At 42.3% G+C, this 25,067-nt stretch carries 22 protein-coding genes; 10 read left to right on the top strand and 12 right to left on the bottom strand.

Features of this window, described 5'->3' with window-relative positions; translation table 11 throughout:
• Positions 1–146 precede the first annotated feature (146 nt).
• From IEY03_RS05525 to IEY03_RS05500, 6 genes are all read left to right on the top strand, one after another.
• Entirely contained in the window at positions 147–2,315 is a 2,169-nt protein-coding gene (locus tag IEY03_RS05525) for a cation:dicarboxylate symporter family transporter (protein ID WP_188840351.1), read from the top strand.
• Between the two features lies 1 nt (position 2,316).
• Positions 2,317–3,324: a 2-dehydropantoate 2-reductase gene (locus tag IEY03_RS05520; protein ID WP_188840350.1), complete on the top strand. Its 1,008-nt coding sequence runs from the start codon at positions 2,317–2,319 to the stop codon at positions 3,322–3,324.
• A gap of 118 nt (positions 3,325–3,442) precedes the next feature.
• Positions 3,443–6,721, top strand: coding sequence for an nSTAND1 domain-containing NTPase (locus tag IEY03_RS05515; RefSeq protein ID WP_188840349.1), 3,279 nt, complete (start codon positions 3,443–3,445; stop codon positions 6,719–6,721).
• 16 nt (positions 6,722–6,737) lie between these two features.
• The gene (locus IEY03_RS05510) at positions 6,738–7,121 is read left to right on the top strand and encodes a DP-EP family protein (RefSeq protein WP_188840348.1); all 384 of its coding nucleotides are present in this window, start codon (positions 6,738–6,740) and stop codon (positions 7,119–7,121) included.
• A 135-nt stretch (positions 7,122–7,256) separates the two neighbouring features.
• Positions 7,257–8,351, top strand: a complete 1,095-nt coding sequence (locus tag IEY03_RS05505) for a sensor domain-containing diguanylate cyclase (protein ID WP_188840347.1) — start codon at positions 7,257–7,259, stop codon at positions 8,349–8,351.
• Positions 8,352–8,593: 242 nt separating this feature from the next.
• Positions 8,594–9,268 (top strand): oxidative stress defense protein, encoded by a 675-nt coding sequence (locus IEY03_RS05500; protein WP_373290838.1) that lies wholly within the window; start codon positions 8,594–8,596, stop codon positions 9,266–9,268.
• A gap of 137 nt (positions 9,269–9,405) precedes the next feature.
• Here the strand turns inward: IEY03_RS05500 and lgt are convergent, their stop codons facing one another.
• On the bottom strand, positions 9,406–10,197 hold the full coding sequence (gene lgt / locus IEY03_RS05495; RefSeq protein ID WP_188840346.1) for a prolipoprotein diacylglyceryl transferase: 792 nt from the start codon (positions 10,195–10,197) through the stop codon (positions 9,406–9,408).
• Positions 10,198–10,348: 151 nt separating this feature from the next.
• Here lgt and IEY03_RS05490 point away from each other — a divergent pair, with 151 nt between their 5' ends.
• A complete protein-coding gene (locus IEY03_RS05490) occupies positions 10,349–11,206 on the top strand; it encodes a pseudouridine synthase family protein (protein ID WP_188840345.1) in 858 nt (285 codons plus the stop codon).
• 57 nt (positions 11,207–11,263) lie between these two features.
• On the opposite strand, the gene ybaK is transcribed toward IEY03_RS05490, so the two are convergent.
• The gene (gene ybaK / locus IEY03_RS05485; protein WP_188840344.1) at positions 11,264–11,734 is read right to left on the bottom strand and encodes a Cys-tRNA(Pro) deacylase; all 471 of its coding nucleotides are present in this window, start codon (positions 11,732–11,734) and stop codon (positions 11,264–11,266) included.
• A gap of 102 nt (positions 11,735–11,836) precedes the next feature.
• Here ybaK and IEY03_RS05480 point away from each other — a divergent pair, with 102 nt between their 5' ends.
• On the top strand, positions 11,837–12,565 hold the full coding sequence (locus IEY03_RS05480; protein WP_188840343.1) for a YccT family protein: 729 nt from the start codon (positions 11,837–11,839) through the stop codon (positions 12,563–12,565).
• 89 nt (positions 12,566–12,654) lie between these two features.
• Here the strand turns inward: IEY03_RS05480 and dbpA are convergent, their stop codons facing one another.
• The gene (dbpA, locus tag IEY03_RS05475; protein ID WP_229778209.1) at positions 12,655–13,974 is read right to left on the bottom strand and encodes an ATP-dependent RNA helicase DbpA; all 1,320 of its coding nucleotides are present in this window, start codon (positions 13,972–13,974) and stop codon (positions 12,655–12,657) included.
• A 227-nt stretch (positions 13,975–14,201) separates the two neighbouring features.
• On the bottom strand, positions 14,202–15,074 hold the full coding sequence (locus tag IEY03_RS05470; RefSeq protein ID WP_188840341.1) for a pirin family protein: 873 nt from the start codon (positions 15,072–15,074) through the stop codon (positions 14,202–14,204).
• Positions 15,075–15,291: 217 nt separating this feature from the next.
• On the opposite strand from IEY03_RS05470, the gene IEY03_RS05465 reads away from it, so the two are divergent.
• The gene (locus IEY03_RS05465; protein ID WP_188840340.1) at positions 15,292–15,696 is read left to right on the top strand and encodes a hypothetical protein; all 405 of its coding nucleotides are present in this window, start codon (positions 15,292–15,294) and stop codon (positions 15,694–15,696) included.
• A 139-nt stretch (positions 15,697–15,835) separates the two neighbouring features.
• On the opposite strand, the gene IEY03_RS05460 is transcribed toward IEY03_RS05465, so the two are convergent.
• The 3 genes from IEY03_RS05460 to IEY03_RS05450 are packed head-to-tail and all read right to left on the bottom strand — an operon-like array spanning position 15,836 to position 18,082.
• Positions 15,836–16,231 carry an ACT domain-containing protein gene (locus IEY03_RS05460; protein WP_188840339.1) on the bottom strand — a complete coding sequence of 132 codons (396 nt, stop codon included), beginning with the start codon at positions 16,229–16,231 and terminating at the stop codon, positions 15,836–15,838.
• 21 nt (positions 16,232–16,252) lie between these two features.
• On the bottom strand, positions 16,253–16,474 hold the full coding sequence (locus tag IEY03_RS05455; protein WP_188840338.1) for a DUF3955 domain-containing protein: 222 nt from the start codon (positions 16,472–16,474) through the stop codon (positions 16,253–16,255).
• A 51-nt stretch (positions 16,475–16,525) separates the two neighbouring features.
• Entirely contained in the window at positions 16,526–18,082 is a 1,557-nt protein-coding gene (locus tag IEY03_RS05450) for a sensor domain-containing diguanylate cyclase (protein ID WP_188840337.1), read from the bottom strand.
• Between the two features lie 316 nt (positions 18,083–18,398).
• On the opposite strand from IEY03_RS05450, the gene IEY03_RS05445 reads away from it, so the two are divergent.
• Entirely contained in the window at positions 18,399–20,336 is a 1,938-nt protein-coding gene (locus tag IEY03_RS05445) for a sensor domain-containing phosphodiesterase (RefSeq protein ID WP_188840336.1), read from the top strand.
• A 307-nt stretch (positions 20,337–20,643) separates the two neighbouring features.
• Here the strand turns inward: IEY03_RS05445 and IEY03_RS05440 are convergent, their stop codons facing one another.
• The 5 genes from IEY03_RS05440 to mpl form a co-directional block, all read right to left on the bottom strand.
• Positions 20,644–21,414 carry an ABC transporter permease gene (locus tag IEY03_RS05440; RefSeq protein WP_188840335.1) on the bottom strand — a complete coding sequence of 257 codons (771 nt, stop codon included), beginning with the start codon at positions 21,412–21,414 and terminating at the stop codon, positions 20,644–20,646.
• A complete protein-coding gene (locus IEY03_RS05435; RefSeq protein ID WP_188840334.1) occupies positions 21,414–22,349 on the bottom strand; it encodes an ABC transporter ATP-binding protein in 936 nt (311 codons plus the stop codon). Before IEY03_RS05435 ends, IEY03_RS05440 begins: the two co-directional genes overlap by 1 nt.
• Before the next feature lie 80 nt (positions 22,350–22,429).
• Entirely contained in the window at positions 22,430–22,957 is a 528-nt protein-coding gene (hpt, locus tag IEY03_RS05430; protein ID WP_188840333.1) for a hypoxanthine phosphoribosyltransferase, read from the bottom strand.
• Between the two features lie 7 nt (positions 22,958–22,964).
• Positions 22,965–23,624: a flavin prenyltransferase UbiX gene (locus tag IEY03_RS05425; RefSeq protein ID WP_188840332.1), complete on the bottom strand. Its 660-nt coding sequence runs from the start codon at positions 23,622–23,624 to the stop codon at positions 22,965–22,967.
• Between the two features lie 49 nt (positions 23,625–23,673).
• On the bottom strand, positions 23,674–25,050 hold the full coding sequence (gene mpl, locus IEY03_RS05420; protein ID WP_188840331.1) for a UDP-N-acetylmuramate:L-alanyl-gamma-D-glutamyl-meso-diaminopimelate ligase: 1,377 nt from the start codon (positions 25,048–25,050) through the stop codon (positions 23,674–23,676).
• Between the last annotated feature and the right edge of the window lie 17 nt (positions 25,051–25,067).

Genomic DNA, 25,067 nt, shown 5'->3' with positions numbered 1-25,067 from the left:
ACCAACAAGGTGTTAATCGACATTAAATACTGTTAAATTTATATTATTAACAATTAGCCTTTAACCGTAACACCTTAATAGAGATTTCGGTATAGATTAGGCAGAAATGTTCATTCACCCTAGTCTAAAAAAGAGAGCAATATCCCGTGCTAAAAAAACTCCTTGCGATGACCAGTGCCACCCAAATGATCGTCGCCATGTTGATTGGTTTTGCGGTCGGCATATTTTTTGGCGAGTCGGTCGGTTGGTTAAGCACCATAGGCACAGGGGTGATTTTACTGATGCAAATGACCGTGTTGCCTTACATCGTGGTGTCGCTCGTCGGTGGCATAGGCAAACTAAAGCCCGATACCGCCAAACTCATCTTCAGCCGTGCGGGGGTGATCATGCTGATACTCTGGGCACTGGGGTTATTGCTTGTCGCTTTAATGCCACTGTCTTTTCCGTTTGTAGAATCAGCCTCTTTCTTCAGTACCAGCATTACTGAACCCGTAGTTGAAATAGATTATTTCAAGTTATATATCCCCGCAAACCCCTTTGAATCTATGGCTGCTGGTTACGTGCCCGCGATGGTGGTATTTAGCATTGCCATGGGATTAGCGTTAATCGGCATGAAAGGCGACAACAAAACCCAGCTATTAGCGTTTATGCATACTTGTGGCGAAATTTTTGGCCGCATCACTCAGGGCATGGTAAAAGTGTTGCCTATCGGTATTTTTGCCATGTCGGCCTCGGCTGCTGGCACAATGGGCGTTGATGAGTTTGCCAGTATGCAAGTGTATCTCATCAGTTATTTTGCCCTGTGTTTGGTGCTTACCTTTGCAGTGTTACCTTGGATAGTGGCATCGGTTACGCCCATTACCTATTGGCAAACCATTCAAATGTCCAAGGCTAGCTTGGTCACCGCCTTTGCTACGGGCAATATCTTTATTGTGCTGCCGGTGATTGTTGAAGAATGCAAGCAAGTTATGAAAAGCCATAACACCAGTGGCGAAGACACCGACACCTTAATTGAAATTCTGGTGCCAATTGCATTTACCTTTCCCAATATCGGCAAGCTCACGGTTATTCTATTCGTGTACTTTTGCAGCTGGTTTAATGGCACGCCTATCGAGTTATTAGATCAACTGTCATTATCGGTTAGTGGCTTACTCGCCCTGTTTGGTAGTGTGTATGTGGCCATTCCCTTTATGCTCGACCTCGTTCATTTACCTGCAGATTTATTCCAACTTTTTGTCATGTCAGGGTTTATTACCGGTAAATTTAACTCCATCACCGCGGTAATGAATTTATTTATTTTGACCTTACTGACAGCGGCCATGTTTCAAAAAAATCTCAAATGCTTTTTACCGCAATTGCTTAAAATGACCTTAGGCGTAGCAGGCAGCATTATCATTACCGTACTGGTTTGCCGTGTGGGAATGGGCTTATTTATTCACAGCCCAGAAGTCACCAGCGGGGTGATTGCCAATATGCAAGTTGCGGATAAAGTACCGACTATCGTTAAAACCCAATATCCACAACTCGGTAAAACCCCCACCAGCCCGATTGCCAGTGTTGAAATGATTAAACAACGCGGCATACTCAAGGTAGGTTATATCCCCAGCAATGTCCCCTTCAGCTATTACAATAATGCTGGCGAGCTTGTTGGTTTTGACAGCGCCATGGCCAGTAAACTGGCAGAAGATCTAAACGTTAAAGTTGAGTTTGTTCCCTTCAAAAAGAAAGATTTAGTCGCATCACTGCAGGCGGGATACTTTGATATTGCCATGTCAGGCTTAGCGATGGACATTGAGTTAATGGGCGATCTTAGCTACACCAATCAGGTATTGGAGCTTAACTTTGCAATTGCCGCGCCTGATCATATGGTCAACCAATTCAAAACCACCGACAGTATCCGTGCGCTCGATAACATCACCCTAGCCTATGTAGAACACAATAATTCGATACAAGCCATCAAACAGAAGTTTGCCAATATCACCTTTAAACAAATCAGTGGTTATCAATTGTTTTTTAGGCAAAAAAATCATCAATACGATGCGTTAATCATTAGCGCGGAAGCCGGCTCAGCATGGAGCTTATTTTTTCCCAGTTACGGCATTACCTTACTCGAAAATAATGTTCGCTATCCGGTAGCCTACGCCGTCGCCTCCAATAACCAATCGCTACTCAACTATGTCAATAATTGGCAAAACCTACGCCAAGTTGATGGACATCAACAGCAATATTATAACTATTGGATGCTCGGCCAAGGGGCAACAAACACCCCACCACGCTGGTCGATTATTCGCGATGTACTGCATTGGGTAGAATAAAATGAACATTGCCGTTTATGGTGCTGGCTCCACAGGTTGTTATTTAGCGGCAACGCTGTTGCTTGCAGACCTTGATGTGAGCTTAATTTGCCGTGAGCGCATCAAACGCAGCATCATCGACAACAACGGCATTCATATCAGTGATTATCAGGGCATGAGTCAATCCGTTATGCCAACCAAGATGATCACCGCTATCGAACAGACCACCAATATCAGCGCACATTTTGATGTGGTATTTGTTACCGTAAAATGCCATCAAATCAAACAAAGTTATCCGCAACTGCTTAGTATTACCCATGCCAACAGCAGCATTGTTTTCATGCAAAATGGCCTTGGCAGTTTTGATGATGCTGCACATCATTTACCCGACAGAAAATGCTATCAGGGCATTACCCCTTTTAACGTACTGCAATTAGCAAATGCCCGTTTTCATAAAGGCACTGAAGGACAATTTATCTGGCCGCGTTGTCAACACACACTGCAAATTAGCCACGCCATGCTTCAGCGGGGGCTAAGTTGCCAATTGCATGACGATATGGCGGCAGTCATAAACGGTAAACTGTTGCTTAACCTTAACAATGCCCTCAACGCCATTTGTGATTTACCCATACAGGCCCAGCTTAAACAACGGCCATTAAGGCGTTTATTGGCCCAAGCAATGCAAGAATGGCTTAAGGTTTGTCAGCAAACCAACCGCCCTGTTGCTCAATTTACCAAAGTGCCGCCCAACTGGGTGCCGGTAATACTCAGCCTACCAAATGGATTATTTTCCATGTTGGCAAAATCTATGTTAGATATCGATCCCAATGCCCGCTCCTCTATGTGGGAAGATCTGCAAGCTAAGCGCTTAACCGAAATAGATTATCTTAATGGTGCTGTGGTAAAACTAGGTCAGCAATATCATGTGGCTACGCCAATCAATCAGCGTATTTGTGCCGCGATAAAAAAAATCGAACAAGGTGAAACGGTTGATATAAGCCAATTAAACTCAAACCGTTTGACCGATTAATATTTAACCTCAGCTGTGGATAATAAGTGCATATCAAACAGATCTCAGCGACATTCATTCATCTCTAAACCAGAGTTGAGATTATTTAGCTGCATAAATAACAACATGAGAATATAGCATGAGCAAACAACATTTCTTTTTTGGCCCGTGGCAAGTCAACCCGACAAGCAACAGCTTACAGCTGGGTAGTGACATCAAACAAATAGAGCCTAAAGCCATGCAAGTGTTGCAACTGCTTTGCCAACACTCAGGTGAAGTACTCAGCCCAGATGAAATTGTTGAGCAGTGCTGGGGCCATACTGTAATAGGCGACAATCCGCTACACAAAATCATTACCCAACTTCGCAAAGCCCTTGGCGACAGTGCATCTAAGCCTGAATTTATTGAAACCATTCGTAAACGCGGCTATCGCACCTTAGCAGAGGTCAATTTTCCGTTAATTGAGCTTGATGAACACATAGAACAACACACCTGGCAGGGTGGCTCGCCTTTCCCCGGTTTACGGGCATTTGACGCCAAAGACGCCGATGTTTTTTACGGCCGCACCGAACAAATCAGCACCTTATTAAAACGCATGAGCAAGCAAGTGCAATTTGGCCGAGCATTTTGTTTATTACTCGGCCCTAGTGGCAGCGGTAAGTCATCATTATTAAATGCCGGTGTGGTGCCACAATTTATGCGCCCGCAGGGGTTTGATGGTATTCGTATTGTGTCTCACACCAGCTTAGATTTAGCCGATATCAGCCAAGATAGGTTGTTTACCGACATCGCGCTGGCCATGCTCGATTTAGACATAAATGATATTCCGGTATTTGAGGGCATGACCGCACAAAGCCTTGCCGACTTATTACAACAAGATATGCCAGAGGTTATCAAACAAGCTCAACAGGCGTTAGCCAGCATACAACTAACAGATGCAGCTTATACGCCCAAACTATCGCTATTTATTGACCGCCTAGAAGTCTTATTATCATCACCGTTATTCACCGAGCCAGAAATTCAAACGGCATTAGATATCATCGAGTCACTCGCCACCAGCGGCTGCTTTATGCTGTTCAGTGCCTGTCGAAACGATTTTTATCCGCAGGTGGTCAGCCGCCCAAGTTTAATGGCCGGTAAAGCCAACGGCTCGCACTTTGATTTAGCGCCCCCCAGCCGCACCGAGTTACTGCAAATGATCCGCCTGCCAGCCAAAGCAGCAGGCCTTAAATGGGACACAGACCCACAAACCAGCAGCCCGTTAGATGAACTACTGTGCAGCGAAGCGGCCAACAACCCCGACGCCCTGCCGATGCTGCAATACACCTTGCAAGAGCTCTATTTACAACGCGATGACAACGACACCTTACTTGTGTCTGTGTACCAAAAGCTTGGCGGCATTGAAGGCGCCATCGGCCAAAAAGCTGAAGGCATATTTGCCGCATTAGCCGCAAAACATCAACACTGCCTGAGTAAAGTATTATCATTGCTGGTGACACTATCAGCGGACGAAACCAATATCACCAGCCGCGCAGCCCGTTGGAGTCAACTCAGTGACGACAACGAAACCGCCCTAGTACAAACTCTGGTGGATAACCGCTTATTTGTGTCACACCTGCAAAATGGCCAAGGATGTTTCAGTGTTGCCCACGAAGCCCTGCTAAGGCGCTGGCCGCGAGTATTACAATGGATAGAAGCCCACCGCGACAGCCTGCGGGTTAACTCTCGCCTAGTGATCCTTAGCCAGCGTTGGCTCGACGAACAGCAGCAAAGCGCCTATTTACTGACCGAAGGCAAGCCACTACAAGAGGCGCTAGCACTAGTGCATAACCCCTTATTTAACCTCGACACCGAGCAACATGCTTTTATTCAAGCCTCAAAGAAAAGTGCTGGGCTAAAACGCCTAGCGAAAATGTCCACTATAGCCATACTGTGCCTATTAACTGTGCTGTCGGTATTTATGACAGTTAGAAGCACAGAAGCGGAGCACCGCGCCCAAGAAAAACGTTTAGCGGCTGAGAACTTACTCGGTTTCATGGTAGGTGAATTCGCCGACAAAATGCGCAGCATTGGCCGCATGGACTTGCTTGATGGTATAAGCAATAAGGCCTTAGAATATTTCAGTAACTTCAGCAATGCAGACGACGCGCGCCACCTTAGCTTTGAAGCACGCTTTCAGCATGGGCAAACCTTAGAAGCCATGGGCGAAGTCGCCTACTCGCGCGGCAATACCGAAGAAGCCAAAAGCGCCTTGCTTGCCGCAAGGGAAAAAATGCTGCCATTAGTCGATTTACAAGCCAACAATTTATCTTTACTTAAAACCTTAGGCGCCAATGCCTTTTGGTTAGGCCAACTGGAATATGATAAAAGCGACTGGCAAGCCACATTGCCCTGGTTTGAGTTATATCTGCAATACAGCCAAACCATGTATCAATATGCCCCAACGAACTTTGATGCAGTGATGGAATTATCCTACGCCCATAACTCCATCGGCTCAGCGTATATGGAGCAACAAAACTTTAACGCTGCAAGGCAGGCATTTGAGCATTCACTTGAGTTAAAACTCTCGTTATTAAAGCAGGATGAATCTAATAGTCAGCTCATTGCTGATGTTGCCAATACACATTCATGGCTTGCCAGTGCTGCGACTTCACAAGGTGATGTGCCAACGGCAATTAATATTCATACAGAAATACAAATGCTGCTTACCCGTCTTGCTGGTGAAAAACAGCCTTATATACTTGATAGGTTATCCAGCAGTTATTTGCTATTAGCTAGATTATTAATATTCCAAGATGATGTAGGTAGGGCTAATGAAAAAATGCACCAAGCAATAAAAACTATCAACAAAGCGATAAAACAAGACCCTGATAATGATATGTGGATTACCCAGCAGTCAATGATTTACATTGATATGCTAAAAAATGCTAGCACCATCATCGATAAGAGCACACCTCATAGCATCAATGCTTTAGCTAAAATGTTAACTGACGATCAAGTACTCAGTAGCTCAACTAAAAAACAAGAGTTATGGGCATTATATGAATTAGCCGCGGCGCAATATTTAATGCACACAGGCGCTGTCGAAGAAAGCCTGACCTATGCAGAAACGGCCACCCACTCATTCAACGAGCTAGTTATTCAATTTGATCAGAAATCATCCTACAAATCCAAGTTAGCTGAAAGCCAGGTGTCCCAAGCCGCCATTTTAAGTCAGCTAAATCAGCCAGAACAAGCTAAATTATTATGCCGTAAAACAATCGATTTACTAAGTAAGCTAGTAGCAACCACTAATGACCCAGAATATTTAGTACCCTATGCTAGGGCATTAGATTGTATTGATGAGCTAACTCTGTACCCTCAAATTTTGCAACAATTACAAAATTCAGCAATAACTAACTATCAATTTACTCACTAACAATAAGGTAGCTTCAATGTCAGCACTAAATAACCAAGAAACAATTATTAATGTGATTGTGACTTTAGAAAACAATCAGCCTATTTTCAGCTATACCGATGAAAACAATAACCCAAGAAGTGGCGATGTTATCATGACCGAAAATGGCTTAATATCGTACAACTTAATCGATAAAACAGCGCGCGGATTAGCCTTTGTTGGCGCCGCATTTTCAACCCCGTTTGATGGCGTGATTGATCAAGTACAGGTAGTAAATAATGGCAACACATTGCAGTTAAGCGATACCGACCAAGTGATTGGCAATACCGAGTTTAGACTTATACTGTCAAATTCGACTCCAGGCTTTAGCTCTCATCTGCTATTAAGTCCAGATCCTGAAGTAATCAATCGCCCAAGCTAATATATTAAATCAAAATAAAAACAATACCTTAAAACCAGAAGGTTAACGGAAGGCTACTTTTTACTTTTTTGAATAAAGTGTGTGTCATCAAAATACTTTTGTTTGATACACACTTTATAATAGAAAGGACTGAGCATGATAACCTCTGACAATTACCAAGAAATCCATGACACATTGACCCGTGCCACCGAACTTGCCAAAGCGTTATCGGGTAAAAATTTCCCTACACCGGACAAACCAACCGCCTCAGTTCCGGTTGAATCCAGCGCATTAAAAAATACCGCCATTGCACCGAAAACACCTCAGGTTATTGAGCACACTTTAGACCAAGCTAATCAGCTTTCTAGCTTAAACTTTTTAATGAATGCCATTTCAGAAGCCATTTTTGTGGTCAACGATGAGGGCGTAATTGAGATGATTAATCAACATGCGGCTAAGCTATTTGGTGCGCCAAAAGAATTATTGATTGGCCAAAAATGGACTAACTTTGTTAACTCTGCCTACCAGGAAGAATACCAAGATTTGTTTGCCCACTGGCGCGAAACTTTCACCCCGTTTAATCATGGCCCGAAAGAAATTGTGCTGCAACGTGTCGATTCAAGTTTGGTAGATGCTGATTTATCATTATCGTGTTTACCGGCTGGCGAGCATGCCAAACCGCTTATCATTGGCGTTATGCATAATCTGACCAGCCATAAAGAAAAATTTGCTGAGTTAACCCGTCTAGCCAATACCGATAAATTAACCAATTTAGCCAATCGTCACGCCTTTGATGAAGCCCTGCAAAATGCTTGGGAAGATAGCATGCAGCATCAACAGCCATTAAGTTTGATTTTGATTGATATCGACTTTTTTAAGCTGTTTAACGACAACTATGGCCACATTAATGGCGATAAGTGCTTACAAAAAGTAGCCCAAGTGATTCATTCATCCATGCCAAACCGTGACTGTTTAGCCGCCCGCTTTGGCGGTGAAGAGTTTACGGTTATTCTGCCTAACTTTAGTCAGGCTCAAGCACAAAGAGTGGCTGAAAAAATTCAACGCCAAATTAATCAAATTAAATTTACTGATATGGGTTTAACTCAAGAAGTTAAAGTGAGTGTAAGCCAAGGTATAGCCTGTGAGCAAAAAGGCCAATTCCGCACCGCAATGGCATTAATTTGCGCCGCAGACACCGCTCTTTATCGCGCAAAATCTGAAGGCCGTAACCGTATTAGCTTAAGCCTGTAATTTGCATAAAACAGGCCCTAGCCATTTGCATGTTGTATTAAGCTAACCTCTGCAAGATAATCAATGCAGATAAAACAGCCAAAAAATAATTTATTAAAAAATAACCCTTTTGGCTGTTAGCCTCGTTTATAGCCACAAATCATTGATTAATCGACCACGATTGAGTGTCAATCTGGTCGATACCTTTATTTTTTGTGGAGTACATATATGACATTACTAACGAAAACTTTTGCCCTTACAGCATTAACCTCAGCACTCGCCTTTACCGCATTCCTAGCCTTGCTGCTGATTACAACTTTCCCCACATTGAAACCTCAGGCGCCAGTGAAATTGTGATAGATGCCGATATGGCCGTGGTTAATATTGAAGTGGTTGTCGAAGCGCCAACAGCAAAAGCGGCCAAAGATGCCTCAGATAAAGCGATTAGCCAGTTTCTAAACCGCTTACAGCAAGCTGGCGTGGATAAACATGATATTCAAAGTGCCAATTTAAACTTGCACCCACAATATCATTACCAAAAAAATGAGCCTGCTACATTAAAAGGCTATCAAGCCAGCCGCAGAATGACCATTACAGTTAAGCAACTTGAACAGCTTAATGACTTATTAGACAGTGCATTAGAGCAAGGTATCAACCGCGTTAACTCTATTGAGTTAACTTCAAGCAAGCGCGCAGACTTTATCGAACAAGCGCGTCAAGCGGCAATTGAAGATGCTAAGCAAAAAGCCCAATCATTAGCCAAAGGATTTGATAAAAAGGTCGAGGGTGTATGGCAAATCAGATACTTTGATCAGCACCCTATTCAACCCGTACAGTACAAAATGGCAGCACAGGCAGACAGTGGTGCGGCGGCAAGCTATCAGCAAGGCCAAGTGACTATCAGCGACCGCGTTGAGGTCGTGTTTAAGTTAAAATAACCGTAAAAGGTCATTGATTAACCACACTGACGGAGCAAATACAAAAAGCGGCCATTAAAGGCCGCTTTTATCAATGTATAGGTTATAAAGTCTAAACCGTAAGTAAGTACCTACTTACACCTTGTGAGATTAACGCGCTATTTTATCGCGGGAGCGGCGGGTTTAATTAACGCCCGTACCAGCAAAAAGCACCCCACTACCAGAAACGGCACACTTAACCACTGCCCTGCTGTCATTAAGGTTTCTTGGTAAGCGGTTTGGCTGATCTTCACGGTTTCGATGGCAAAACGGGCACTAAACACCAGCACTAAAAACAGTCCAAATAGGCCGCCGTGCTTTTGTTTCAGCTGAGATTTGCTATACAACAGCGCCAGTAACAAAAAGATAACTAGGTAGGCCACGGCTTCATACAATTGCGCTGGATGACGCGGTAGCAGATCAATACGTTCAAAAATAATCCCCCACGGTTTATCTGTGGGCTGTCCTAAGATTTCTGAATTTGCAAAGTTTGCCATACGCACAAAAAAGCCAAAAATAGCCGTCGCTATGGCTAGTCTATCGAGCAAAAATAAGAAAGGTAAACCCACTTTACGTTTGTAGTAATACAAGGCCAATATTGCCCCTAATCCACCACCATGGCTGGCCAGTCCGCCTTCCCAAATAGCAAATATTTTCATCGGGTTGGCAAAATAATAACTCGGGTCGTAAAAGGCGCAATGCGCTAATCTTGCGCCAACAATAATGCCGACAACGCAGTAAACTAATAGGTTGTCTAATGATTCTAAATCTAAGCCTTCGGCTTTATAGATTTTTTTCATCACTTGAAAACCAGCTGCAATTGCAGTGGCAAACAATGCGCCGTACCAATGTACGGTCAACCCCATAAATGACACTAAAATAGGGTCTAGATTCCAAACAAAATGGTCCAATGAATACTCCAAACATCACACTCGATAATAGCGCTCATGCTACGCTGTTTTATCTCGCCAATAAAGTGACTTGAATTATTATTAATTGAATGCCTTTTTAGTGGCAAAATCACGTAAAATAACCCCATATTATTCCGACTTGATCCGCCTTATGCCTGATTTAGTACCAGCAACAGATAACGCCATTGAATGTCACATTGATATCACTGATACCCATTTTGACGCCGTGACCTTATTGTCACAACAGTCGGGGTTATCAAAGCAGGTGATCAAACAAGCGATGCAAAAAGGCGCCGTTTGGCACACCCACGGCAAACAAGTTAATCGTTTACGCCGCGCTAAAAAGGCTTTATCAGTGGGTGATAAACTTCATCTTTATTACAACAGCCATATTTTAGCCGAAGTCCCCGCTGCGGCGCAGTTGATGTTTGACCAAGGTGAATACAGCTTGTGGTACAAACCCTATGGCTTACGCTGTCAGGCATCAAAGTGGAGCGACCACACTACGATTAATCGTTATATTGAGTTAAACACTGAGCCGCAACGCAGTGCGTATATTATTCATCGATTAGACCGCGCGGCATCTGGGTTGATTATTATCGGCCACACTAAAAAAGCCACTGCGGCTGTGGCGAAGTTGTTTGAAGTACGCCAATTAGATAAGTTTTATCAGGTGATTGTGCATGGCCGTTTTGCTGAAACGACCCAAACGATTGATACCTATGTTGATGGTAAACCTGCGTTATCTTACGCCACATTGATGGAATACAATGCCACACTTGATCAGTCAAAAGTGCGAGTAAAAATAGCCTCTGGCCGCAAGCATCAAATTCGCATTCATATGGCAAGCCTAGGTCATAGCGTCGTTGGCGATCGCTTACACGGTAATGCCGGCAACGACGCGCCTGATTTAAAACTCTGTTGCTGTGAGTTCGCATTTATTTGCCCAGTGACGCAACAGGCAGTCAATTTTAATTTGCCTGAAGCCCTCAGACCACAATTTGAATAGTAGGGCGAACAAAATCAGTTCTAGGGTGTATTTAGGATTTATAACCTGATAATGGCGTTAATCATTGACGATATCGCTGAAGCTGGCAGTTAATAACGACTGCAAATCACTAGGCGCCATTTGTAGCTCTAAGCCTCTTTTACCGGCACTAAAATAGATATCGGTTAAGGTTGCTGCAGTTTGATGAATCACAGTGGTTAAGCGCTTTTTTTGCCCTAATGGACTTACACCCCCTAAGACGTATCCGGTTGTTCGCTCAACCTTGATGGTGTCAGCCATTTGTACTTTTTTCACCTTCAGCGCTTTAGCCATTTTTTTGAAATTTAGCTGTTGATCTACCGGCAATATTGCCACTGCTAGTTGGTGGGTATCAGTTTCTACCACTAAGGTTTTAAATACCCATTGGGCGGCCAGATTTAATTTTTCAGCCGCTTCTAAACCATAAGAAGCTGCGGCTGGATCATGCTGATATTCATGCACAGTAAAATGAAGGCGATGCTTTTTGACTAAGTTAATGGCTGGGGTCATTTAGGATAAAACCTTAAATATAATGTTACTTTAGGACGATTAAGACTATTTTATGTTATAACCCGACGTTGGATATACACAACCACAGTACAGGATATGTCAATGAATCAGCTTTTTACGGCATTCGTTTTCTTGGTTAGCTTCACCAGCCCTACGCTAGTTGCTAGCACATTAACCCTACCAAGTACGGCAAATATCATGGCCGTTAATGGTCAGCCTATTGAAGCTGAAAATACCATCGATTTAGTTGAGGGCGTTAACCAAATAGCCTTACGTTATACTGGCTCATTTCGTGAGCGTGGCAGCATAGAGCGTTTTGAGTCTGAGGTGGTGGTCATACGTTTTAACGCTGAAAATAAATCCTATCAACTGATGTTACCCAACATTACTCAGGCCAAACAGGCAAACCGTTTTAATAAACACCCCGAGATAGCGATCAGCAGTGATAGCGGAAAAGTGACCATTCAAACCGATATATTAACTAAAAGCGGCTTACAATTTGGCCGTAACTACCTACAGGAACTTGCGGCCTATAATCTAAGCCAACAAGCGGCCGCTGTTAGCCAATTTGCCCTAGCTTACGTAGTTGCTGCGCCTGTGGCACCTGTGAGTATTGCGCCACCTCAAGGCGTAGCTACAGCAACCGCCGCATCCGCAACTATTGTTGCGCCAGTTTCAATCTCTCCCCCCACCCCAATAGCCGCCCCGACAAGCGCTGTTGCGCCAAAAACCATAGAACAAGATCAAGCTGAGATCCGTCAAATGCTGGATTATTGGTACAACAAAGCCAATGACAATACCAAAGCCGAGTTTAAACAAAGTATCAACTAAACATTGTGATTCAGAGTTTAAAGGCAATAAAAAAGGAGCTAAATGCTCCTTTTTTATGCTTGTTAAGCTGGTTAACTTATCAAGGTTAATTACATAAACCAAGCACGGTAGGTTTTACCCTTTAGTTTACCCTTGGTAATTTTATTCATCGCTTTTTGGGCCACTTCGCGCGATACCGCAACATAGGCGCGAATGTCAGTCACTTTGATTTTACCAATATCATTAAACTCGATACCGTTATCACCCGTTAGCGCACCAACAATATCGCCTGGGCGAATTTTTTGCTTTTTACCCGCGTCAATTTGAATGGTTTGCATCAGCGCTTGCAGCGGCGCTTTGTTTAATGCACTAAGCGGTGGCAAGGTGGCTGCCACTATATCTTTGTTCAGTGCTTCTTCAATCATTGCCATTTTGTAGCCGTCATTCTCACCAAAAAAGCTGTATGCGGCTCCTTGGCTACCCGCACGACCAGTACGGCCAATTCGGTGAATATGCACTTCACTGTCATAGGCTAGGTGGTAGTTAAATACCGCATCTAAAGCATCAATATCTAAACCACGGGCAGCAACGTCGGTCGCCACAAGAATACGGGCACTTTTATTGGCAAATTGCAGTAACATTTGATCGCGATCGCGTTGTTCTAAATCACCGTGTAACGCTAAAACACTGAAGCCAAACTCAAGTAATGAATCAGCTACCTGCTGTGTTTCACGCTTGGTATTACAAAACACGACTGCGCTTTCTGGTTGCTTATCTAGCAGTAATAAACGTAAGGCTTCTAAACGGCCTTGGTTATCTTCAATACGGTAAAAGTGCTGTTCGATGGTTAAGTTGTCGTGGGTTGATTCCACTTTCACCATCACAGGCTTATACATGATACGTTCGGCAATAGACTGAATTTGCTCTGGGAACGTCGCACTAAATAGCAGTGTTTGGCGCTCATGCGGAGTTTGATCGATAATCGCGTCAATGTGTTCTTGGAAGCCCATTTCCAGCATGCGATCGGCTTCGTCTAATACCAACATATTGACATTGCTGAGGTCCAAACGGTTACGATCTAAATGATCAATAATACGCCCAGGTGTACCAACGATAATGTGAGCACCGTGTTCAAGCGAGCCAATTTGTGGTCCCATCGGCACGCCGCCACATAATGTCAGCACTTTAACGTTATGAATTCCACGGGCCAGAGTACGAATTTCTTTAGCGACCTGATCGGCTAATTCGCGCGTTGGGCACAGCACCATAGTTTGAATGCGAAAACGCTTCACATCTAACTTGTTGAGTAAGCCTAAACCGAAGGCTGCGGTTTTACCTGAGCCAGTTTTTCCTTGGCCAATAACATCATCACCCGCCAAAATTGGTGGCAAACTTTCGGCTTGAATTTGTGTCATAGAGTCATAGCCCATAGTGCTAAGGTTATCTAATAACTCGGGTTTTAAGTTTAATGATGAAAATGCCTGACGGGCAACTTGCGAAGGTGACTGACTCAAGGGAATATCCTGTGCTTAAAGCTAACGGAAAATAATAAGGCCAAAGCAAATGGCTTTGGCCGGAACGCGCTAATTATAGCAATAAACTGCCTTAATTACCGCATCATTGTTTTTCATCACGGTAAAATTTGCACAATTTAACATCAACTCAATGATAAGGTACCAAAACGTCCTTGCTGATAGTCTTCTACCGCCTGATTAATTTCAGCTTGAGTGTTCATCACAAACGGTCCCATGTGCACAATCTGCTCTTTAATTGGATTTCCCGCCAGAATTAAACAGCCTAAGCCCGCTTCGCCTGCATGAAATTGTGCCAGCATTTGTGGATTTATACTCAGCATAGTGCCCGCTGAAAATGATAACTTTTCGCCGTCGACATTGGCAATTAACGAGCCTTGATAAAGGTAAACGCTAACAGCCTCATATTGATTTAATGCCAAGCTGACCTGATTGTTGGCTATCAAGGTTAAATCGGCAATGGCGCCATTGCCCGCAAGCCCTTCAATATGGGTATTGCTTATACTGTCTGGTGTATCTGCAAACTGCCAAGTGCCGGCTAACGCAATCAGCTTGGCGCCCTTATCGTTGCTCAAACTGGGATTAGCATTAAGGGTCGTATCACGATAAATAGCCGGACGCATTTTGTCTTTAGCGGGCATGTTTATCCAGATTTGAAAACCATGTAAGCCCTCATTCGCATCCGCTAGCGGCATTTCAGAATGAATCACGCCACTGCCCGTGCTCATCCATTGCACATCGCCAGCACGAATAGCCTTGACATTACCCATGTGATCACGGTGTTCAAAACCGCCTTTGATAATGTAGGTAAAGGTTTCGATGCCGCGATGGGGATGTGGAGGGAATCCGCCAATAAAATCTTGTTTATCATCAGATTTAATTTCATCCAACATTAAATAAGGATCAAAACGTTGCTGACCAAAATCGGCAACACGCTTAATATTAACGCCATCACCGTCCATGGCTGGGCGTGATTGAGTCTTACTGATGATATTCATATTAACCTCTAAATAGCCTGACCAACACCACAGTGCGTTAGTGTATTGCATCCACTCTATCGACTATTTAGTTGAATGAAAATTGCATAAAATGGCTAGATAAATTCTATTTATTAGGATAATACTGCGCAATTAGAACACTTCATTGATCAAATAATTTGTATATAAGAATAATCTTATGCTATTACTTTATCAAACACACAAGATTAGGTGACTTATGTCGGTTGAACATGGTGAGTTTAGCATTAGCCTTGAAGGCAAGATCATTAAAACTAAGCTGATAGGTTCATTCAACGAGTTCGGTGCCAAACGCTATGCCGAGGCGGTTATTGAGCTTGTTAAACAATTAGAGGGCAAGCCATTTGCAATTTTGGTCAATAACTTAGACTTATTTGGCGGTACACCTGAAGCTTACCAAGTACTTGATCAATACAATATATGGGTTAATCAGCAAAACATGTTAGCCAAAGCCTTTGTGTTCGATGCTGCTATTTTGGCAACAATAATGAAAAACATGTCACCTTCTATGAAAGCCGACAATATTCAAATGTTTAAAACCTTAGAAGCTGCAGAGTATTGGTTAGAAGAAGTATTACAACATCATGCCGAAATAAGAGCCTGATGTTGATTGAGCTCAATCAAGCAAACAGTGTATCACCACGCCTAATTCTGCTTTCTCATTTTTCACTCAGCTAAGGCCTGCTGAGCATGACTAGACGTTCATCATAGGTCATACTTACCCCTTATGATGCTTATGATGCTTATGATGACAATTCTTGTAACGCGACCAATGCCGCTGAGGCTTTAGCTGATGGGACAAAAATATGGTCGTGATAATAAGCGGCAATGACATTGGCGCTTATTCCTTTCGTTGTTAACTTTGCAGCTACCGCAGCGGTTAAGCCCACGGCCTCTAAACTCGAATGCACAGATAGGGTAATTTGACGAAACGTCTGCTCAAAAACTAAACCTGCCTTTATGGCCTCAAGCTTTTCAAGTACCAAAGTTAACCCTTCTGGCTCCATAAAGGTCGCAATGGGATTTAAGGCTAAATAATCACCTAAACAACCTGGAACAGTACAAAATACCCATTCGGTATCAAGTAATTGTGGTTGCATAGACTGTAAAAGTGTATCGAGTTCGGTAATGCCAGACATTAAAGCCCTTAATTAACTATGCTATTGGTTAAGCTTTTTGAGTACTAACCAAATTGCTCTGATGATGAATAAAAACATCCCTAAACACCCTAAAAACACAAACAACATACTCAAGGGTAAAAACCAGCTTTCAATCAAGGCATTATTTTCATCAAGATATTGATAATAGGTAGTTTCAATATAGCCAAAGGCAATGCCGGTGATCAATAACAAGCCACTAGACCACAGTAATTTATGTTTCATTATGGCCCTCAACTCCGCTTAAGAGATAAATACACTGTGTTGACTCACCATCTAACTATGGCGCTGATTGTATATTTCCATTTCATGGCTATACACAACACATTTGTTGCGACCATTTTCTTTGGCCTGATAAAGGGCTAAATCGGCTTTTTTACACAACTCTTGAAAGCTATTAAGATTAAAGGCTTTACATTCAGCCACTCCAATACTGACAGTGACCTTTGTATCACCATAAAATATCGAGCGCTCAATCTCTGTGCGGATCCGTTCAGCTAAATATGTGGCAGTTTCGAGATTGGTATTTGGAACCGTAATTAAAAACTCTTCGCCGCCATAGCGACCCACAATATCAACTTTTCTCACGTTACGCTTGATAACCGAGGCAACATTGATAATGCCTTGATCGCCCGCATGATGACCATGCTCATCATTCAATTGTTTAAAAAAATCAATATCTATCATGATAACGCTAATTGGCTGATCATTTTTAATCGCGGCTTCGATCGCATCATTTGATAATCGCTCTAAACACATACGGTTATACAATTTACTTAAACCATCTAAATCTGCCAGTTTTCTGGTTTTGCAAAGCATGTCGAACAACTTAACCAGCAGCCATAGAATAATCACAAACATTGACACGATAACTAAACGACCATAAATGTTTTCCACTACAAGGTTTTGTAATTGCTCATCGGATAACTGATAGGCAATGTAAAACTTTCCTTTAACCTGATTAGATAGAATGTAATACCCGCCAGAAAATTGGACTAGTTGATAATTTAACACCTGATCATTTAGCTCAAAGCCAATATCATCTAAATCTTTAAATGCCTTATTAGCGACCACCTTCCCCTTATCTGAAATCAGACTAATGTTATTTTCCAATACTAATAAATCAGAATGTAAAACATTGTTCAGGTATTCCAAGCCCACATCTAACGACACCGCACCTTTAAAAGTATCGCGATAGTAAACTGGCGTGGATATCGAAATCATCAACCCAGCCCCTGCGGCATCATCATACAAATCTGACACTACAGTTTCTTTCGTTGGATTTTGCTCTGGGGTGGCGATTTTCCAGAAAGGTTTAGAATAGATATATTCGGCAAAATGAAATTGCTCAGTCGGTACACTCGGACTGAGTAAGATAAAGCCTTTTTGAGACGTGTAATAAGACCATAAGAATTGCTGGCCTTTAGCCGCGATTGGTGCAGATAAATTTAAGCCTAATACCGCGTTAATTTCAGACCATTCTTCAGCATCGACATCAGCTAATGACCCAGCCCCGGTCAAATTGGCTTTCAATGGCTTACCCGCAAAGGTTTCGTCACCTTGCAAGCCATAAGTATTTATTGCTGGGAAATTTTTAAATGAAGCGATTAAAGGATGCGGGCTAGATTGATCATCTAAATCGAAATTCAAAATCAATTGTTCTGTGATTGATTCGTTGTAGGCAATGGCGACATCTAACATCTGACCAATCTCACGCTCATTGCTTTTTAATGAACTAATAAGTTGGTTTTCAACACTTTTATGACCCTGATTGTAGACAATAGTAAGCACTCCTCCCCAAAGGATAATGATGAGAAAGTAAAAGATTTTCATATCTTACTCTTTGTCATAATACTCACTTAGCTCTAAGAACAAATATCAACTCAGTAAGGAGAATAAAAGGTGCGTATAGAACAAGTATTAGATTAGCAGTAATTTTACGCGACTGCCCATAAAGAGTGACATATTCAGTGCTTGCTTTGAATAAAAGCCTTATTTGACTAATAAACCATGAACCCAAAAAAACCAGCTAATTAGCTTGAAAAATTAACATAAGCTTGCAGCCATACTATGCTCATTAAACATACAAAAATACACATTCATTATAAAACAGCTACAATTTAAGCACTGCCTTTCGGAGCTAACTGCTATGACATACACTGCTGCCATCAATCAGTCCAAAGTAGACGATTCCACTTTTGACATTGATACATCAAAAATCATTGTTCCCAATGAAATGTTTGATAACTGGCAACAGACCTTAGATTTACTTTCAGAATTGGCCAACACCCCTGTAGCATTAATAATGCGCGTTCATAAGGCAAGCATCGAAGTATTTGCCTCAAGTCGTACTAGTGGCAATCCTTATAAAAAACATGATAGCGAAAATTTAGGGCACGGCCTTTACTGTGAAACCGTGATTCATGAAGCAAAAGAGCTCCATATTCCTAATGCTCTTAAAGACGATCTTTGGAATAACAACCCTGATATAAAACTCGGCATGATCGCCTATTGCGGTTTACCACTTCGTTGGCCTAATCAAAAAGGGACATTTGGAACGATCTGCATGCTCGATAACAAAGAGCATGTTTATACCGAAAAATTTCGTAGCCTTCTGGCGCGTTTTCAAAGCGCAATTGAATCAAATTTGATGACCCTATATCAGCAAACTAAATTACAAATCCAGAATCAAGAGTTAGAAAGAAAAGTACAACTTCGCACTCAAGAGTTAGTTGAGCTCAGTGAAAAATTAATAAAAGAAATTGAAAATAGTGCCCTCACTGAAACAACACTTGAATACCACAAAAACTATGATCCCCTCACAGGATTACCAAATCGCATCACCCTAATCAATACGTTATCTAGCATGCTCGAAAAAGGAAAACCTAAAGATAAAGTCTCTGTACTGTATCTTGGATTACGTAATTTTAAATCAATTAATGATAGTTATGGTTACTTGATTGGCGACAAAGCACTTGCAATATTAAGTCAGCGGTTACAAAAACTGATTAATAAAAACACCTTTATCTCTCGGATTGCAGGTGTCGAATTTGTCATTATTCAAACACATGCATCTGCCAAAAATGCTGTGTTTGAGTTAATTGAATCAGCATTAGGCTGTTGCTCTACTCCTTTTACTATCAATGACTTCAACATCACCATTCCCTCAAGTATGGGAATTTCGCAAGCCCCTAATGATGGGATTGAAGCAATTTCGCTTATTCAAAAAGCCAGTGCGGCCATGACCATAAGCAAGTCAAATGGATCAAGCCATAGTTTTTTTAACCAACACACTCAACAGAACTTAAATTTACGCTCTCAACTTGAATCACGTTTAATGGATGCATTAAATAAGAATGAGTTAAGCCTTAATTATCAACCGCTAGTTCACCTAAAAACACAAAGAGTTGTGGGTGCAGAGGCGCTACTTCGTTGGCATAACCCCGTATTAGGTAATGTCCCTCCTGATAAATTTATTTCTTTAGCAGAACGCAATGGCCAAATTATTGATATAGGTAATTTTGTACTTCATACAGCCCTTTCTCAAACGGCTAAATGGTATAAAACCGTAGAGCACGACTTTAAGATTGCAATCAATATTTCACCATTACAAATCCGTAATCCTCGTTTTATTGATCACGTTGCTGACTTACTTAAACTGTATCAACTACCAGCAACCGCTTTAGAGCTTGAAATAACTGAAGGTTTATTATTACAAGATGAGCACATAGCTCACTTTACAATTCAAAAACTACAACAACTTGGGATAAAAATCTCGTTGGATGACTTTGGTACGGGTTATTCATCGTTAAGTTACTTACAAAAATACTCATTTAATACCCTAAAAATAGATCGCTGTTTTATAAAAAAACTAGAAGAGAATAAACAAGATAGGGAGCTAACTAAAACCATCATAGCGATAGGTAAAAAACTCAATTTAGAAGTGATTGCTGAAGGCGTTGAAACCATCAACCAAGATGCCTTTATCCGCAAAGAACGCTGTGATTTAGGTCAAGGTTATTTTTATGGCAAACCAATGAATGCAGAACAATTTGAACGCACTTTTATCCATAAAAAATGCACTTGATCATCAAGCTAACACGCCGCATTAACTTAATTTTATGAGTCATATCCATAGGCAAGACTCAGTTTGAGAAGAGCAAAGAGTCTTAATAAAGACCCTTATACGCATAAAACAAATTAATTCACCTCAGCTCGGGATACTCACCCATATCACCCAGCTTTTTGTCGCGTTCACTGGGTTGAGTTGACTTGCAATGAACCCACTATTGCAAGTCAACTCATCTTGTCATCAGTACAGATTAAAACATAAGCATTTGAATCGTATTTAAAAATTTCTTAAATTTAAACCAGAGTCGAGGTTAAATACATTTTTAGCTGCGTAGTCCTATGCCACGAGATATCAAATAATAAGCCACAAACCATAAGGTGGCACAAAAGCCGACCATAATCGCTATTGATAAAGGAATACTGATATCTGCAAACCCTAAAAAACCGTAGCGGAATACATTGATCATATACACCACAGGATTTAATCCTGATACACCCTGCCAAAACTCTGGCAACAATGATAACGAGTAAAACACGCCGCCAAGATAGGTTAACGGGGTTAATATGAAGGTAGGAATAATGCTGATATCGTCAAAACTTTTGGCAAACACGGCATTGATTAAACCGCCAAGGGCGAACAACACTGAGGTTAAGAATACGGTCATGATCACTAAGCCAACATGATGCAGGCTTAAGTTAACAAAAAACATTGCCACCAAAGTCACAATCAAGCCAACGCATAAACCACGGGCAACGCCGCCGCCTACATAACCTGCAATCATCACATAATGCGGTACTGGCGCGACCATGATTTCTTCAATATTGCCTTGAAACTTAGCACTATAAAAAGATGAAGCCACATTAGAATAAGAGTTGGTGATAACCGACATCATGATTAAACCTGGCGCAATAAACTCCATATAACTTACACCGCCCATCTCACCGATCCGGCTACCGACCAAGTTGCCAAAAATGAGAAAATATAAGGTCATGGTGATGGCTGGCGGCAGTAAGGTTTGCACCCAAATACGGGTAAAGCGATTGATTTCTTTAATCAGAATACTTTTAAAGGCGACCCAATACAGTGTGTTCATTATTTGGTCTCCTTGGCTTTTTCGACTAATTCCACAAACAATTCCTCAAGGCGATTGGCTTTATTGCGCATGGATAACACTTCAATATTCAGCACACTGAGTTGGCTAAATAAATCATTCAAATTATTGGCTTTAGCCACATCAACTTCAAGGGTATGATTATCGACAATCCGACAGGTCATATTGGTTAACGCAGGTACGCTATGAATTTCATGACGAATATCTAAAATGAACGTTTCGACATCCAGCTTGCTGAGTAAGCTTTTCATGCTGGTGCATTCAATCAATAAGCCTTTATCGATAATGCCAATATTGCGGCACAACATTTCGGCTTCTTCCAGGTAATGAGTGGTCAGAATAATCGTTACACCTTGCTGATTAATTTCCTTTAAAAATTCCCACATTGAACGGCGCAGTTCAATATCAACTCCCGCGGTAGGTTCATCAAGGATCAGCAATTTAGGCTCATGCATTAATGCACGGGCTATCATTAAACGACGCTTCATACCGCCAGATAAGGCACGAGCCTGGCTGTCGCGTTTTTCCCATAAATCGAGCTGGGATAAATATTTTTCAGCTCTTTGAAAAGCAATGTGTCTAGGTACACCGTAATAACCAGCCTGATTAACCACAATTTGTAGCACGGTTTCAAACTGATTAAAGTTGAACTCTTGTGGCACTAATCCAATGCACAATTTAGCCTGTTCAAGCTGTTTGTCGATATCAAAACCAAATACCTTAACGCTGCCAGTGGTTTTTTGCACTAATGAGCTAATAATACCAATTGTGGTCGACTTACCCGCACCGTTAGGCCCTAACAAGGCAAAAAAATCGCCTTGCTTAACGGTTAAACTAATGTCTTTTACCGCGTGAACTCCGCCTTTATAGGTTTTTTGCAGGTTTTCGATCACCAAGGCATTGGCGTTATCACTCATGTTGATATCCTTTTCTGATCCGTTAATAAGGGTGAAAAAAACTCCCACAATTGCGGGAGTCATCAGGTTTGTTTGCTCGCTTACAGCGGCACAACTTTAGCTATGTAAGGCAAGTTACGATACTGCTCTGCGTAATCAATACCATAACCTACGATAAATTCATCAGGGATCGTCATACCGATAAAGTCCACTGGCACATCCACTTCACGACGCTCAGGCTTATCCAATAAGGTACACAGGGCTAAACTTTTCGGATTGCGTAATAATAAAATTTCACGCACCTTGTTCAAAGTGTTGCCTGAGTCAATTAAGTCTTCCACAATTAACACGTCGCGGTCGCCAATATCAGATTGCACATCTTTTAAAATTTTCACATCACGAGAACTAGTGGTGGCATTGCCATAACTTGAAACTGACATAAAGTCGATTTCAACGTGGCCTTTAATACGGCGACATAAATCGGCCATAAAGACCACTGAGCCTTTTAATAAGCCAACCATAAGTAAACGTTCGCTATTGGCATAGTGGGCGTTAATACGCTCGGCTAATTGATCTAAAGTTTGGTTGATTTCTTCGGTTGAAATCATAGGTTCAATCGTGTGTTTCATACGGTTCTCAATTATCGATATCTTGGGGGGCATCAGTGCCGTAACCCCAGCGATTTGTCAGTGCGTGTGCAATTCCCAAATGATCCAGAATTCGGGAAACCATGAAGTTTACCAGATCTTCTATCGATTTGGGATTATGATAAAACCCCGGCGCAGCAGGCATTATGGTTGCGCCATTGCGCGTTAGGCTTAACATATGCTCTAAGTGTATGGCACTAAAGGGAGTTTCTCTAGGAACAAGGATTAACTGACCGCGTTCTTTTAGTACCACATCAGCTGCACGTTCTAATAAATTATTACTCATTCCCGTGGCAACAGCGGCTAATGTGCCTGTTGAACAGGGGCAAATGACCATTTGTTTCGGCGCGGCGCTACCTGATGCTGGCGGAGAAAACCATTCATCTTTGCCTAATACGACTAACTCCCCCATTAAGGCGATTTGTTGCTCAGCAAAATAACTGAGTAATTGTTCACGCGCTTTATCAGGGTTTGCACTTAATTGCAGTGCATGTTCTGTGGCTAATACCACTCTAGCCGCGCTAGAAATCATCAAAAAAACCTGATAATCAGCCGCAAGAAGGCATTGCAGTAACTTGATACCATAAGGTGCCCCCGATGCTCCGGTCCACGCTAGGCTAATTGCTTTCTCTTTTCTGGCATACGCCATGATTGATCCTTATTCGGTGCTCCCCATAACAGCTCATGTAACGCTTGGGTTATTGATTAAGCAATGCCTGAATGATTTGTTGATGAATACCATTAAATCCACCGTTACTCATGACCACAATGGTGTCGCCAGGGTGAGCTGCCTGACTGACTTTAGTCACAATATGGCTAATATCATCGCTAACGGTGACAGGTATGGTTGCCGAGCGCATATTGTCGGCAATATCCCAGCCCACGTTACTCGCCTGATATAACCAGGCTTCGTTTGCTAGAGCCATTGAGCTGGCTAAAGTATCTTTGTGTACACCACTTTTCATGGTGTTTGAGCGCGGCTCAAGCACCACAATGATTTTGCCATTACCCACTTTAGCGCGTAAGCCTTTTAACGTGGTTTCAATCGCGGTCGGATGGTGAGCAAAGTCATCATAAACCGCAATATTATTCGGCGTCGCCAGTAATTCCATGCGCCTTTTGGGCGGGCTAAACTGGGTTAATGCTTCAATGGCATTAACCGGTGTGACGCCGACATGCCTTGCTGCAGCTATCGCCATTACCGCATTTTCAATATTGTGCTGACCAATTAAGCCCCAATCCAACATCCCCTGCGATTGGCCTTTAAAAAACACTTCAAACTTATGACCATCGGCGGCAATACATTTACCCTGCCACCCAGAATTATCCGCTTGCTGGCTAAAGGTTTCTTGTTCGCTCCAGCAGCCCATATCCATCACTTGTTGCACTGCGGTGACATCTTTAGGCCAAATCACTTTACCTTCGCCCGGAACAGTACGGATGACATGGTTAAACTGACGTTGAATGGCGGCTAAATCGGCAAAGATATCCGCATGGTCAAACTCTAAATTATTAATAACCAGCGTGCGTGGGCGATAATGGACAAACTTAGAACGCTTATCAAAAAATGCACTGTCGTATTCATCGGCTTCGACCACAAAAAATGGCGAGTCACCTAAACGGGCTGAAACCCCAAAATTTTGCGGCACACCACCAATTAAAAAACCGGGCTGGTAACCACAGTATTCTAATATCCAAGCCAACATACTTGAGGTCGATGTTTTACCGTGGGTGCCCGATACCGCAAGTACCCAACGGTTTGGCAAAATATGTTCGGACAAAAATTGTGGACCTGAAGTGTACTTAATACCTCGGTTGAGTACGGCTTCAACACATAGGTTGCCTCGACTCATGGCATTACCAATGACCACAAGATCCGGTTGGTTTTTACCTTCTTCGCCTAACTGGGAAGGGTCAAAGCCTTGAATTAATTCTATGCCCTGTTGCTCTAGCTGAGTGCTCATTGGTGGATAGACATTGGCATCACTGCCCGTCACTTTGTGCCCCATTGCGCGTGCTAACAAAGCCAAACCGCCCATAAAGGTGCCACAAATGCCAAGAATATGTACGTGCATGCAAAAACTCTATTTAA

The sequence above is a fragment of the Shewanella aestuarii genome (assembly GCF_014647215.1).
In the GTDB taxonomy this organism is placed as follows: domain Bacteria; phylum Pseudomonadota; class Gammaproteobacteria; order Enterobacterales; family Shewanellaceae; genus Shewanella; species Shewanella aestuarii.
This window is presented reverse-complemented; position numbering and strand designations above follow the sequence as displayed.